This window comes from Chryseobacterium camelliae, assembly GCF_030818575.1.
Lineage (GTDB): Bacteria > Bacteroidota > Bacteroidia > Flavobacteriales > Weeksellaceae > Chryseobacterium > Chryseobacterium camelliae_A.
In genome coordinates this window covers 2,285,421-2,300,056 of sequence record NZ_JAUTAL010000001.1, presented here as the reverse complement: position 1 = coordinate 2,300,056, position 14,636 = coordinate 2,285,421, and the positions used below count along the sequence as shown (strand labels likewise).

The window sequence follows — 14,636 nt, the reverse complement described above, 5'->3', positions numbered from 1 at the left end:
AAGCCTCATCTGATGAGGCTTTGTATGTTTAAAAAGTATTTTGATTAATAATCTACATTAGATGTTTCGTCTCCGATATTCCAGGTAAGCCCGAAACGAAGAGTATTATCCAAAGCAGTATTGATCTTGGACATGTTGATCAGGTAGGATACATCCAGACCGAATGAACGGTATTTCAGCCCGATACCTGCAGTGGCAAACTGTCTCGCTCCCTGCTGCTCGCTTTCGTGGAAATATCCTCCTCTTACGGAGAAAGCATTGTCATAAGAGTACTCCAGTGCACCGCTGTACATGATACTGTTTTCGTTTTTGAATGATTTTCCGATCCCGGCAATAGGTCCTACGTTCGGAATGGCATACATCGGCTGTCTGGTATTCGGGTCAATGCCCACATACTCCGATCCCGGAACCAGGATCTTGGAACCTTCAACGCTTAATCCCACACGGTTTACATCATCCAGGTACATGTCATAACCTACCCCCAATCTTGCCATGGTAGGAAGATAAGATCTCGATTCTTCATTTCCTGTATAATCCAGTTTCGGACCCAGGTTCTGGATGGCAAAACCTGCATTAACCTTACCATCATAACCTCCAAAGCTGGAGAATCTTGGGGAAGTATAGTATCCTGAAACATCTACTGCAAATGAATTAGCTGGCTTAAGCGTGGTATCTGTGTTGAATCCTCCGGCTAAGTCGGAACGGATATATCTACCGGTTACCGCCATGGAATAAGAATCGGAAAGTTTCAGCCCGTACGCGATGTCAATGGAAAATTCGTTCGGTTTTGAAGTTCCCATGGAAGTTACGTCATTACCTACCAGCTGCGTAAGATCCACTTCTCCCATATTGAAGTAATAAATACTCGCAGAGATGGTAGACCTTTCTTCCTGGCCAAGGAATTTGTGAAATGCTCCGTACAATAAGAATACATCATTGGTAAGTTTGCTCATGTACGGCGTATAGCTTACACCAACAGAAGAACTCGTTCTGCTAAAAGGGTATTTTGCTGCATTCCAGAATTGAGAAAATGCGTCCGGAGAAGTTACAACACCCTGGTCTCCCATACCTCCAGAGCGTGCATCCGGTGCAATTCTTAAAAATGGAGCCCCGGTAAGTACCGGTCTTACTTGACTTAAGTCCTGGGCGTAGCTTAGAAAACCAGCACCTAACCCAAATCCTAAAAGCAGTTTAGTAGTTAAATTCATATGTTGTCTTTTATATATTATCAGTCTTTTATAATTATTCTTAACTATTATTATTTTAATTTATTTCAAAAGTACCATTTTTTCTACAGCTGTAGCACTTCCTTTGCATTTTTCCTGATTCTGACTTTTTGCAAATATCTTAAAAATATACGTACCTTTTGCTACTGTTGATCCAAAATCATCTCTACCATCCCATTCAATAGCCTGTCTTGGCGTTCTGAAGCCCTGAAGGAAGGGTTCTGCCATCACGGTCTGGGATATGGTTTTCACCAGTTTTCCGGTAATCGTGTAGATCTGAACATTCACATCCAGGATATCATCACAGTTATGTTCAAACTGGATGTACGTCTTATTGGTGAACGGATTCGGCCAGTTGAGCGGACGGTTGATGATCAGGTGCTGGTCAGCCTCATCCTTAACTTCAAAATTTAACGTAGCAGAAGTCGAATTATTGTTGATGTCCCAAACTTTAAAAGTAAGTTGGTGCTGTCCTAAAGCTAAATTCCTGAAAGGATAGGTTACATTGCCCTTCTGATAATCTGCAAGGCTCGGACTCAGACACCCGTTTCCTTCGCCTGAAGTATAAAAATCATTCAGGACAATAGTATTGATAATCTGGCCATCCAGATATACGGTAATGTCATGTCCGATCCCGGACCCTGTAGAGTTGATCCCTGTATCATCCGTTACACAGGCAAGCAGGGTAGGGTTCTGATCCGTAATCCCGCCGTCTGCAAAATTGGTATTGTTCATATACAGTTTTACCTTAGGCGGCTGGTTGTCATTAATTCCGTTAGGATTAATGTCTCCCACCTGTACAGACATATTATTGAAAACGTCAGACGATTTGTTATCCGCATAGCTTAGGATTCTTCCCTGTCCTACCGCGTAATTGATGTCTTTCGGAACATAAAACTCTATGGTAAATACTCCGTTTACCGCCATGCCGGATGCTTTTACAATGGCACTTCCTTCTTCGGTATACTGAAGAACCGGTGTTAGGTTACCGTCATTATTCAGGGTTGTCTTGTTAAGCCTTTTATCGAAGATGTTAATTACCACACGTCCGTTGAAGCCTGTATTTATGGTACCGTTCGTATTGTTGATGTGACCTTTGATCTTAACGAAGTCAAGGCCTCTGATCAACCCCGGAACGGGCGTTTCAATATTATCGATGACTAAAAGCCTTCTGGGACGGCTGAGTTTCATGGCGGGATCACCCAGAACATTTACTTTCAGGTGGTTTCCGTCACTTCCTTTCTGTTTCTTGGCGTTCAGGTGAGCATAGCCCAGGGTATCGAAGTCATCATTTGTTAGTTTAAAGATGTTCTGGGTATACAGATTGGTAAAATCAATTCCGTATCCTACGGCAATAGCCCGGCTGGAGGTAATCATCGTGGCCGGTCCGCCTTGTTTCAGCTTGATGAACTGTTCGCCGGCAGACGCTGTTTCCGGGTCATCCCAAAGGGTGAATTCACAGGTAATGGTGGAAACAAAAGGGAATCTGCTGTAAACATTAGAGAAATTATTGGAATTCTGAATTTCATCCAGCGTTAAAACCCTTTCCTGCGCCCATCCGTTGATTCCTCCGTGCCCGAAATAGAAAAGGTAAAGGCTGTTGCCGATATCGTTGGATATGGCCTGGTTTACCTGAGGATAACGTTGTCCTCCTGCGGTGCTCTGGGCCTGGAAAGCATCCAGGTACAGCTTTCTGATATTGTATTCCTTAAGGTTGGTATTCGTAGGCTGTTCAAAAATATCCACCAGTGAATTGTTCATCACTGTATGGAAAGGAACTCCGCCATCATTATCATCATCCACTACAAAATCCAGCTTCATCCTCCATTCGCCGAAAGGGGTCGACTGTCCGGAAAGAGAATTGTAATAAGCAAGCGTCTTGTCTATCATATTTCCTGCCTCCGATACATTGGCAGCAGGAATCCTGCCCACAGGAAGGTCCGGAAGGTTATTGCTGATGTAAACAGAAGTTTGCGGCTGTGTCATGACAATATAGTCGTCCGTAACAAAAGAGCTTACAAAATCTCCCGATTCTTCACTCTCATAGCTCGGGACAACATTGGTGTTGCCGGAAATCCTGTTTTTATAATCGTAAGAAGCATCACCGAGAATCAGGACGTATTTCAGGATGCCTGCAGGGGTATTCAGTTTTGTTACAAAATCCCTGATAGCGGTAAGATCTCTGCTTCCGCTGCCGAATTCATTGTAAATTTTATCAATATCAACGATCTGGACGTTATAATTGTTTTTTGTCTGATGGTAGTTGGCCATCCTCTGGGCCTGGCCCATCATTTCAGGAACGGTAATGATCAGATAATCCACATTCTGCAAAGCGGAAAGGTTCTGATTGTTGATTCTCCCTACAAATTCCGGACTGTACGCAGCATCAGATTTAAATGCTACGAATTCATTGTTGAAATTCTGGTTGGTCGCTGCATATCCGAAGCTGAACGTGGCATTATTACTAGCCTTGTTTACTTTCCTGGTTGCATTGGTGATATCGGTTACATCCCAAACCTGCTCAATGCCGGAAGCATTGGCAATGCTGAAACCGTATAAGGTATTGGAGCCGCTTGCCAGGGAAAAGTCCCTGAAACTCATCTGTGAGCCGTTGAAACTGAGGTTATCCTTATACTGCACTTCTACATAATCTAGATAAAAGGAGCCGTTTGGATTGACCGTTATATTAGGATTGAGGTTAAAAGTGATCTGATTTCCGCTTAAACTGGAAATTGTCCCGGCATAGCGTACCGGAAAAAAATCATAATTGACATTGGATCCGTTGGCCGGAACAGCAATAGTGGTTGTATTCTGATTGTTAATAGTAAATTCAATACTGTTTTGCTGAGCCTTATAGCCCACTACCTGAGCGCGGTAACGGATCTGGTCGCCGCCCTGGATGGCAGAATTGGTGGTGAAGCTTACCGTTTTGCTTGTCGTAAAGGGCGTTTCATCTACCCATAACCTGCCTACCTTCATCAGGTTTTTCTTGTCGTTGTCTATGAACTGGTAATTGTCATACCTGGTGATCAGCGGAGTAGTAGGGAGGTTGGCATCTGCAATCTGAACCCTTTTACCGGCACCTTTGTCAAAATTAATATAGTAGTAAGCGTAATCTTCGTAGATGTTTTTAAGATGCTCGGCATTGTCATTACGGGTATCATGTCTTTTAATACCGTTTCCGTTGGACGTATTGTAGAGGTTGTAACCGTCAGGGCCCTGAGCGTAGAACAATGCGTAATCGTTATCATTCCAGACGCCGTCATCTTCTCCCACTACCTGGATGGCGTTTTCCTGCAAGGCACTGTATTTAACGTCCTGGTTATATTCAGGGAGCATGACGCCCCCGTTTCCATAGATTCGGAAATTTTTAGGGTTTACAGAAGAAGGATTGATGCCGTTGGCACTCAGAAACTGTGAGGTGATCTTAAAAATTCCTGATTTATCTACCTTTATTTTATAGAAATTCCCGGAAGACAGCGGATTGTTGGTCGTTCCTACTTTCGCTGTGTTGCCGGAAGGAATGGACTGGGCAGATTCTGAAACATCGAATGAGGATAACCTTTGTATCCTTCCTTTTACATTTTTAAATAAAGATACGCTTATACTGGCATACCGTTCTCCGTCAAGGTAGTAATAGGCGACATCGGCAATATCATGATCGGGTAAGAGGTCTTTTTGAATTTCAAAAATGTCCTTAGGGGAAACACTCTCCCAGGAAGGATTTGAAATTTTCAGCTGCTTTTCTCCAACCTTTTGTTTTGTTACGATAAAAATGTTATTTTGGCTGTAGGAAAAACCTTCGTTTTTGAAATGAGGAAGATTGATTTTTGTGTCGCCGAAGTCCTGAATTTTTGAGCCGTCCCATTCGATAGATGTTCTTTGGCTCCAAAGTGTTGATACGGAAGTAATTAGAATTAAAAACGTAATTTTCAGTTTCATGTTTGTTATTGAAATTGCTAAATTACAAAATAAACGAAAATTTTAGAATTAAATTATAAGACAATAAAATTAATTTGTCAACGTTTTTCAAAAAAATCAAATCTTTATTTGATTTATTGAATAATTTATTTTTTCTTTGTACTTTGAAAATATTTATATCGACTATGAAAAAACTAAAGTTGTTTTCATTAATTGCATTAAGTTCTACACTTGCATTAACCAGTTGCGGAGGATCTAATAATGGCGGCGGTACTAAAAAGTTTGTCAGCAAAACAGGTTGGAAACCAAACGAAAAACAAGGTTGGTTTTTTGCAGGAAAGCAACAAAAGCAGAAAGGGTGGCCGGGAATGGTATATGTAGAAGGTGGAACTTTTACAATGGGATTAGTGAAAGATGATGTTATGCACGATTGGAATAACTCGCCGCGCAGAATGCAGGTAAGTTCGTTCTTTATCGGGGAAACTGAAATTACTAACTACGAATACCGCGAATACCTAACATGGTTGAAGTATGTGTTCCCACCAAGCGATCCAAGCTTTAAAGAAATCTACAACGGTGCTTTGCCGGATACTTTATTGTGGGATAACAAGCTATCCAGAAACGATTACAACGAAACGTACTTCCGTTCTCCGGAATTCGATTACTATCCGGTAGTAGGGGTTTCATGGACTCAGGCCAACAGATACTGCGAATGGCTTACAGACAGAGCTAACGAAAAGGCTCTTATGCAGGCGGGTATCATTGCAAAAGACCTGTACATGAACGAATCCAACAACCAGGGAGGTACAGCTTTCAACATGGATAAATTCAAGTCGAATGATCCTGAAATCCAGGGCTATATCAATGAGAAAAGGCTCCAGCAGAGAACAGGTATGAAAACTACCAACCAGAGGCTTCTTGCTGCCAACAGAGCACCTTCTGCCGCTATGGTAACCAAATTCAGACTTCCTACCGAAGTTGAATGGGAATATGCAGCGCTTGGTTTAGCTAAAAACAGAGAATACAACCAATATTTAGGTAAAAAACCTGAAATCGATCAGTTGAGAGGTACTAAAGGAAGAAACAAAGGGATGTTCCTTGAAAACTTCAAAATGGGTGCCGGTGATTATTCCGGTATCGCAGGATGGAAAAACGACGGTTCTGCAAGAACTTCAGACGTAAGAAAATACCCATCCAATGACCTTGGTATCTATGGTATGTACGGAAACGTTTCAGAATGGACGGCCGATGTTTACAGACCAATCATTGATGAAGATTTCAGCGACTTCAACTACTACAGAGGAAACATGCCTCAGGCTATCGTAAGAAACGGAGACGGTACTTACAAAATGGTAGACGAGAGCAACATTAAATACGATACTTTGGACGACGGAAGACTGGTTTACAGAAACCTTCCTGGACAGTTTGAAAGACAGACTATTGCTGACTTCAGAAACTACAGAGACGGAGACAGACAATCCTCTCTTGAGTACTATAGAGCGTCTGATTCTTCTGCGTCTTTTGATATGTACAATTCTCCACAGAGAAGGTTTATCGTAGACGTAAGCGGAAAAGTAGTGCTTCAGAAAGATACCAAAAACAGAACTTCTGGTATATCTAACGACATCAGAGTAATTAAAGGAGGTTCTTGGCAGGATACGGCTTATTGGCTGGATCCGGGTCAGAGAAGATACAAAGACGAGAATAAAGCTTACGGCTGGATTGGATTCCGTGTAGCTCAGGATGCTATGACGAATGACAAGAATAGAACGAGAAGATAATATTATCAAAATACTTATGAAAAACCTTCCGGATTTCCGGAAGGTTTTTTATTTTTGAGCCATGAATGCAGAACAGTTTTATCCGTTATTCCTGGAATCCGGAAAGGTAACCATAGACAGCAGGAAAATAGAGCAGGGCGACATTTTCTTTGCTTTTTCCGGGGAGAATTTCAATGCGGCTGAACTCGCGGAAAAAGCTGTTGACGATGGTGCTATAGCCGTTATTGTGGAGCAGCAGCAATTTGAAAACCGTCAGAGGAATATCTATTATGTTCCATCCACGCTGGAATTTTTACAGGCGCTTGCCGTTTACCACAGGCAGCAGCTGAAGATCCCGGTGATTGGTCTTACAGGAAGCAATGGAAAAACAACGACTAAGGAACTCATTCATGCTGTACTTTCCCAAAAATTCAACGTCCAGTATACATCAGGAAACCTGAACAATCACATCGGGGTTCCCTTAACCCTGCTTTCCATAAAGCCGGAACATGAAATGGCCGTCATTGAAATGGGGGCAAACCATCAGAAGGAAATAGAATTTCTCTGTAGCATTGCACAGCCGGATTTCGGATATATTACCAATTTCGGAAAGGCCCACCTGGAAGGTTTCGGAGGGTTTGAGGGCGTCATCAAAGGCAAATCCGAGCTTTATGATTACCTTAAAAGCCACAATAAGGCCATCCTGGTGAATGAAAGCGATGCCATTCAGAAGGAAAAGACAGCAGGCTATGCCCACAGGATTACATTTGGTACGGAAGATTCAGACTATGTATTCGGGTTGCTTACTGAAGAGCAGTTTGTAGGCCTCAGTTATCAGGGAGTGCATGCCATTTCTAAGCTTACCGGTGTTTATAATTTTACCAACCTTTGTGCCGCTGCTGCACTGGGATTGCATTTCGGGATTGCTTTTGAGACGATCAAAGGAGCTGTGGAAAGTTATACACCTACCAATATGCGTTCGCAGATCGTTAAGAAACCTGGTAAGACATTGGTTTTGGATACTTATAACGCCAATCCGAGTTCAATGGCTGCGTCTTTGCAGAACTTCATTACTTTTGAAGGCAGCAAAACCATCATTATCGGAGATATGCTGGAACTGGGAGAGGAGAGCGGACAGGAACACCGCAGCATCCTGGACCTTGCCCGGCAGCTTGGCTTTGATCAGATAATTACCGTAGGGAAAAATTTCAGATCCGTTAATCATGATGCGGCAGCTTTTGAAAGTACGGCAGAACTGATGGAGTATCTGGCAGAGCATCCGGTTCAGTCGGATAATGTCCTGTTAAAAGCTTCCCGTGGAATTGCCCTTGAAAAAGCGGCGGATCTTATTTAATCCTTATTTCGGAATTCTTCGATAATCAGTCTGATATTCTGAAATGTGCTCGGGAAAACCTCATTTTCGATCTGTTCATTGTTTTTCCAGGCTACTTCTGTAATGCCTTCCTCAATCTGAGGGGTTGAAGTGTCTTCGCCGCTGAAGCTCATTTCAAACCAATGTGTACACTTGAGGATCTTTTCGCCGTTTCTTTCCACATAGACGTGATAGGTGGTATTGATAAAACGGATCAGGTTTACGTTGCGCAATCCGGTTTCCTCTTCAATTTCACGCACTGCAGATTCTTCACGGGATTCTCCTTTTTCCATTTTACCTTTGGGAAGGTCCCATCTTCCGAGCCTTTTGATAAAAAGGATTTCACCATGCTGGTTGCTTACGATACCGCCGGCTGCTTCTATAATTCTGAACAGTTTGCGGAACTCGTCCCAGATCTCATCGATAGATTCGCCATATACATTTAGCTCTTTTACCGACGTATTCTCCAGGAGGTCCAATGCCATTTCTAAAGTTGTGAAACTTTCATAGCTAAGCTTTTTTTCCATTTCCTCAGGCTGCCTAGACAGTAATAATTTTTTTTCGTTCACAAAAACTTTATACATTTGTAAGAATTAAGAATTAAATACAAAAATAAAAAATGAATTTAGAAGGACGAAAAATAATTGTCAATAAATCATCTAAAGAATTAACCGAATTACTGAAATCACCTGAAAATTATAAAAACTTTATGCCGGACGGCCTTCAGAAATTTGAAACCAGAGAAGACGGCTTCAAATTCGGACTTCAGGGCATGCCGGAAATTGCACTGAAGATAGATGAGGTAACCGATGAAAAAGCTGTATTGAAATCCGCGAGTTCCAGCCTTGACTTTGCCCTTACGGCAACCTTAAAGCCCCTGAATGAAAACCAGACGGAAGTGCAGATGCTGTTTGAAGGAAAATTTAACCCCTTCATCAAAATGATGGTAGAAAAGCCGCTTCAGAATTTTATCAATACCTTAACGGATAAGATCGAAGCTTACCAATAACCATAAAACCTTCATCGATGAAGGTTTTATTTTTTTTATATAGAGGTTATATCAAATACAGTTGTTTCCGGTCTTATTTTTTAAAAAGCCCGGCTTTCAGGTCTGAACCTATTGATCCTTCTGCTAGCTGAAGGTAATTCCGTTTACTCTGATCTTTTTCAATAATTACGGTTCCGGTGGTCTGTACGTTTTTCATTTCCAGAAAATCTGTAGGAGTGGCGTCACTGTCGCTCAAAGGCCCACTTCCATATCCTGCCAGTTTTTTATAATTGGTAAAAATACAGTCAGAAGCTTTATACCGCCGTGTGCTTCCTTTTTCCCTTATCCATATGGTACTGGTATCAGCAATGATGTTATGATGAAAGTCGAAATCATCACCATAAGTCCCCTGCGTTGTCCAGACCCCGCAGAAATAACCGCCATACACTAACGAGTCACGCATTGCGCTACGGCTGCCTGTTTTTCCGTCGTTTTTCCAGAAAACAACGGGAATCTTACAGTTGAAAAATACACAATGATCAATCACCAGGCCATAACCATTGGCTATAACGCCTACATGCAATGGCAGTATATCTGCATTCCCAACGAAGAGGCATTGTGTTACCAGCAGATCATCCAGTTTCTTTCCATCGCGCCATACCGGATAAGACCGGCGTAAATTATGACCATCGATATACGTATAATCAGGGCTGCCGGTAAACCGAAGGCCTTCGATTGTAACATGGCTTACTTCTGGCTGTATGCCTTTTGCCTCTTCTCCGCCTACCCCAGGCTCAAGAGGTACAGCTGTTATGATAACTGGCATTTTTTCCGGTGTCCAATCCGCATCATCCGGCATAACTTCAGCACGAATAATAAGACGATTCGTAAAGCTGTACTTATCATTGTTAAACAGGACTGTCTGGGTGAGCAGATGGATGCCCTCTGAAAGGATGATCGTGGTCGCTCCCTGTTCTTTATTCAGGTTAACACGCCTCGCTGCCTCTGAAAGGGTTTTTAATGGCTGTGCTTTTACACCTGAATGGGTGTCGTTTCCGGTCCGGGGATTAACATATAATTGTTCTGCCTTTAACCAGAGCAGGTTCATCACGAAAAATAAAAGACTAAGCCTTGTAGATTTTATCATATTTCCTTTTTTTCGTAAAATTAGGAACAGATATGCCCTGCAAAAAGGTCATTTTATCTTTAGAATTGTCATTTTATATTTTTTCGGTACTGTTGGGGAGTTGTATGGGTGAATTTTTTGAAAAAGCGGTTAAAATTGGATGGATCTGAGAACCCGAGTTCATAGCTGATCTCTTTTGCAGATTTATTTTGATGCAGCTGTTTCTTTATTTCGGATATCAGCTTATAATGGATCATTTGCTGTGCCGATAATCCACTGAATTGCCGGCATATCTTATTGAGGAATCCCGGGCTTACGTTAAGCATTCTGGAATAAGCCTCAACGGTTTGGTCCCGCAGGAATCTCTTTTCCAGTAAAGAACGGAATCTGTAGAAATCCGGATGGACATAGGTATCCCGTTGGACAGAGTAAATCTCAGCGTAATAACGGTTAAGGACGATAAGCAGCTGGTATAAAAGTGACCTGATCAAATGATTGCTGTCATTCTGAATCTGCTTGAATTCCTGTTCTATTTCATGTAAAAGTTCCAGACATTTCCCAAATGAAGTTTTGCAGATTTCCATTTTGGCAGGATGTGAATACTGATGGAAGTACTGAAAACGGTACAGAAATAGTTCGTCCGAAAAAAAAAGATGGAGAAAATCTTTTTCAAAGAACAAAGTATAACCTTTTACCTTATCCTCAATTTCCCAGCGGCGGACCTGACCGGGACTGGTGAAAATAATAACTTGTGGATGTATTGATATTTTATTTTCGTCCTGTATAAAGGTTCCTGAACCTTCCTGGATAAAAATGATTTCATAAAAGCTAAGTTGGTGCGATGTACTGTCTAAAACATAATTTTTTAATGTTTCAATGCGCCCGATATCGATTAACAGTTCGGAGCCGTACTTATAGGGCAGAAAATGATAAGTTTTGATGTTGGGGATTGATGCCATGGCATATACCATTTCTTGCTGAGCAAATGATTTTGGTAAAAATACAAATTTTCATGATCCGAAGTATTAATAACACAAAATTGACTTTTTGTGCTGGCCGCAGCTTTCCTTCTAAGCCATCAACCCTGAGCAATGATCAGACCTACTTCCCGTAGCAGAAGACAGGACATTAACCTCGTTAATCATTTTTAAAACGCCCATAAAGGCGAATATCAAAGCTTCCTTGTAATCGATGATCCCTTTTTCCGGGATGATGACTTCGGCTTTTGTTTTTGCCTTTATTTTGTCCATCAGAAATGTGTTGTAAGCACCTCCGCCCGTAACCAGAATATCTTTTATATTGTTTGTGTTGATGACATGGGCGATCTGCTGAGCGGCATGTTCCGTAAAAGTAGCCAGGGCATCTGTGATTTCCATATTCCCGAAAGTGGGGAATATATGCTGATGGCACCATTCTATTCCTAATGATTTAGGATGCTGCTGATGATAGAATTCCAAGGCATTAAGTTTTTTAAGCAAATTTTCATCTACTTTCCCTCTTTCCGCCAATGCTCCGTTTTCGTCAAAACTTTTGTGAAGCTGCTGCGCGAGATGATTTAAAACAATATTCACCGGAGCGATATCAAAAGCAATTCTCTTTCCTTCCGATGATAAGGAGATGTTGGAAAATCCACCAAGATTCAGGCAGGCGTCGTATCCGGAAAAAAGCAGTTCATCACCTATAGGAACCAGCGGGGCGCCGTTTCCTTTCATCAGGACGTCCTGGGTTCTGAAATCATAGATGACCGGTAGGCCGGTTTCCAGTTTGATGGCCCTTCCGTCACCGATCTGTAAGGTAAATCTTTTCTGAGGCTGATGGAAAACAGTGTGTCCATGGGATGCGATCAGGCTGATGTTTTCAAGCTGATGCTTATCAATGAATTCCTTAGCCTTTTTTCCAAGGTAAAAGCCGTATTCCGAATGCAGTTCAAGCAAATCTTCAGAGGAAAGCTGAATGGCGTTTCTAAGTTTGTTTTCCCAGTCTTCAGAATAGGCCACCGTTTCGGCCTGAAGGATTCTGAAGGTCCAGGTGGTTCCTGCTTTTTCAAATTCGGCAAAACAGATATCCAATCCGTCTAAACTCGTTCCGGACATCAGTCCTATAGCCTGGAAGATCATACCCGGAATTATCGTTTGTTTTCTGAAAGTTGTTTTGCACTGAAATTCCCGGTATTATCGAAGAACGTATATTCGGAAAAATCGTCTTTGGCGGTCATTCCCTTAGCGCCCACCAGGGTAGAACCGTCTTCCATGGTCACGTATACCGTATCATGTGTATAAATCCGGTTTTTTCTCTGGTCCCAGTACACGCTTTGCATGGCAAACCGCTGTCCTTCATTGGTGGTGATCCTCACATTGCCCTTGGCTTCATAGAATTTTTTATATTCGAAAATGCGGGCATATTTTGCGGTAATCTTTCCCGGAACCTTAGGTTTTTTCTTGTCGAAAAATTCAATGTCGATCCCTTTTTTGGCCACGATATACGGGCTGTCAATCAGCTCATATTTTTCTATGATCGGAGCAAAGGCCTTCATCGTTACAAACCCTGAATCCCTTTTGGTGATATGGGCATTGTTGATGATCTCTGAAGGAAAGTTCCGGCTCTGGTTGTCTTTGGATTTGGTAAGGTCTTCCTCACAGGACATGGTCATAAAAAATATAGCACAACTGAAAAGGTATGCTATATTTTTTTTTATGAATATGTTTCTCAGGAATTTCATCTTAGTTGAAGAGTGATTTTCTGAACCATTTGTCGGCAAAATTAAATCCTACCTTGATGTTGATGTAATTCTGATTGATCAGGTTGTTTTTAAGTGTACCTCTTTTTCCCACTTCCAGACCGAGCTCAAGCCCGCTCATACGGGTAATGCTGCTGTTTTTAAACGGAAGAAGGACCCCTCCGGTAACTCCGAATTTATTGATGTTGGTTCCGGCAATCTGGAGATTTCCTTTTTCATAAAAAGCTCCGTAACGGTATACCACTCTCGAAAAGTAACTTCTGAAGTTGTTATAGTTCGGCAGAAACCATCCTCCGGCAGAAATCCTGTATGAATCCTGCAGATCCAGGCTGCTTCCGAAATAGGCAATGCTTTCGCCTTTTTTATAGTCTCCCTGAACGGAAAGGAACCATCTGTTTTCTTCACCATACCCTAAACCAAGGGATGCCTGAAGAGGCAGAAGGTTTTTGGAATTCGTGCTTTTCTGCTCGATAATGCTTTCGTTGCTTTTGGTAGTCGCAGCAGCATCAGAATAGAAATAGGTGCTGTTGACGTAATCCGTCGTCATATTGCTGGTATTCCCGAAAGTAGTGGTGGCACCGATGGTAAATTTACGGTCGGTACGGGTATTCAGGTGCTGGTAATTGGCTCCTAACGTAAAGTTGAAATTATGGATGCTGTTGCTGGTTTCGTAACCATTGATCAGCTCTGCATTGGAGTACGCCAGCTCATTAAGGTCATTAAGCTTCCCGAAATATAAGTTCGCTCTTGCCCCTACGGAAAACTGGTCGCTTACCTTATAGGAAAGTGCGGCCTGCGCCGTATTCAGGGTTCCGCTTCCTCTGAACCTGTTGGCTACAATATTACCGTCAGCCAGTGTCTCAGAATGTATGATATCATAGCTCTTTGAGCTGTATGGCTGATAGGAGAATCCCATTTTCACTTTTGGTGACAGAGGGAATGCCAGTGCAATATTGGAAAGATACGTAGAATGTTTGGTAGCCTTCGTATTATTATAGTTGGTCTTGAAATAATTGTTTTCATTGGTTGCTTCCAGCCTGATGCTTGTAAGATCAAAATTGGCGTTATTTGCAGGGTTGGCAAAATTGAAGCTGCTGCTAAAATCGCTGATAAAAGCGGTAGATATACCTCCCATAGAGGAAGTTTCGATCGTATTATCATATTTTACATCTCCGATTCCGTATGTTGCATAGGGTGAATTACTGATACTCTGTGCATTTAGGAAATACCCAACTGATATGAATGATAGTACAAAGATTTTTTTCATTCTTTATTTTTAAAATAATGCGCAAATATCTTAAATATTAATGAATTGTAAAAATTTCCTGAGGTTAAAGTTTGTTAAGGGGGCAAAGCGGTGAATAGTATGTGATCAATCAGCTTCACCGGCAAGAATGTAATGGGATTATTATCCATATTATGATTATAAAAACCGGACTTGAATTTTTAGTAAATAGATAGAAGCAGTTTACACGACCAGGTAGAGTCAAGTGCTTTTTTAACAGT

General features: G+C 41.8%; 11 protein-coding genes. 3 read left to right on the top strand and 8 right to left on the bottom strand.

What is annotated here, in order from left to right:
• Positions 1–44 precede the first annotated feature (44 nt).
• Entirely contained in the window at positions 45–1,208 is a 1,164-nt protein-coding gene (porV, locus tag QE404_RS10405; RefSeq protein WP_294205919.1) for a type IX secretion system outer membrane channel protein PorV, read from the bottom strand.
• Between the two features lie 60 nt (positions 1,209–1,268).
• Entirely contained in the window at positions 1,269–5,168 is a 3,900-nt protein-coding gene (gene porU / locus QE404_RS10400) for a type IX secretion system sortase PorU (RefSeq protein ID WP_307450223.1), read from the bottom strand.
• 164 nt (positions 5,169–5,332) lie between these two features.
• On the opposite strand from porU, the gene gldJ reads away from it, so the two are divergent.
• Together gldJ and QE404_RS10390 are read left to right on the top strand one after the other, a co-directional pair.
• A complete protein-coding gene (gldJ, locus tag QE404_RS10395; RefSeq protein WP_307450221.1) occupies positions 5,333–6,928 on the top strand; it encodes a gliding motility lipoprotein GldJ in 1,596 nt (531 codons plus the stop codon).
• A 61-nt stretch (positions 6,929–6,989) separates the two neighbouring features.
• The gene (locus QE404_RS10390; RefSeq protein ID WP_307450219.1) at positions 6,990–8,261 is read left to right on the top strand and encodes a UDP-N-acetylmuramoyl-tripeptide--D-alanyl-D-alanine ligase; all 1,272 of its coding nucleotides are present in this window, start codon (positions 6,990–6,992) and stop codon (positions 8,259–8,261) included.
• Here QE404_RS10390 and QE404_RS10385 read toward each other — a convergent pair.
• The gene (locus QE404_RS10385; protein WP_307450217.1) at positions 8,258–8,863 is read right to left on the bottom strand and encodes an NUDIX hydrolase; all 606 of its coding nucleotides are present in this window, start codon (positions 8,861–8,863) and stop codon (positions 8,258–8,260) included. The two genes, QE404_RS10390 and QE404_RS10385, sit on opposite strands and share 4 nt — an antisense overlap.
• A gap of 35 nt (positions 8,864–8,898) precedes the next feature.
• Here QE404_RS10385 and QE404_RS10380 point away from each other — a divergent pair, with 35 nt between their 5' ends.
• Positions 8,899–9,288, top strand: coding sequence for an SRPBCC family protein (locus QE404_RS10380; protein WP_307450215.1), 390 nt, complete (start codon positions 8,899–8,901; stop codon positions 9,286–9,288).
• Positions 9,289–9,361: 73 nt separating this feature from the next.
• Here the strand turns inward: QE404_RS10380 and QE404_RS10375 are convergent, their stop codons facing one another.
• From QE404_RS10375 to QE404_RS10355, 5 genes are all read right to left on the bottom strand, one after another.
• A complete protein-coding gene (locus QE404_RS10375) occupies positions 9,362–10,414 on the bottom strand; it encodes a hypothetical protein (RefSeq protein WP_307450213.1) in 1,053 nt (350 codons plus the stop codon).
• A gap of 68 nt (positions 10,415–10,482) precedes the next feature.
• Positions 10,483–11,352 carry a helix-turn-helix domain-containing protein gene (locus QE404_RS10370; RefSeq protein ID WP_307450211.1) on the bottom strand — a complete coding sequence of 290 codons (870 nt, stop codon included), beginning with the start codon at positions 11,350–11,352 and terminating at the stop codon, positions 10,483–10,485.
• Positions 11,353–11,463: 111 nt separating this feature from the next.
• Positions 11,464–12,510 (bottom strand): anhydro-N-acetylmuramic acid kinase, encoded by a 1,047-nt coding sequence (locus QE404_RS10365; RefSeq protein WP_307450209.1) that lies wholly within the window; start codon positions 12,508–12,510, stop codon positions 11,464–11,466.
• An 8-nt stretch (positions 12,511–12,518) separates the two neighbouring features.
• A complete protein-coding gene (lptC, locus tag QE404_RS10360; RefSeq protein WP_307450207.1) occupies positions 12,519–13,112 on the bottom strand; it encodes an LPS export ABC transporter periplasmic protein LptC in 594 nt (197 codons plus the stop codon).
• 1 nt (position 13,113) lies between these two features.
• The gene (locus tag QE404_RS10355; RefSeq protein ID WP_307450205.1) at positions 13,114–14,397 is read right to left on the bottom strand and encodes a hypothetical protein; all 1,284 of its coding nucleotides are present in this window, start codon (positions 14,395–14,397) and stop codon (positions 13,114–13,116) included.
• Between the last annotated feature and the right edge of the window lie 239 nt (positions 14,398–14,636).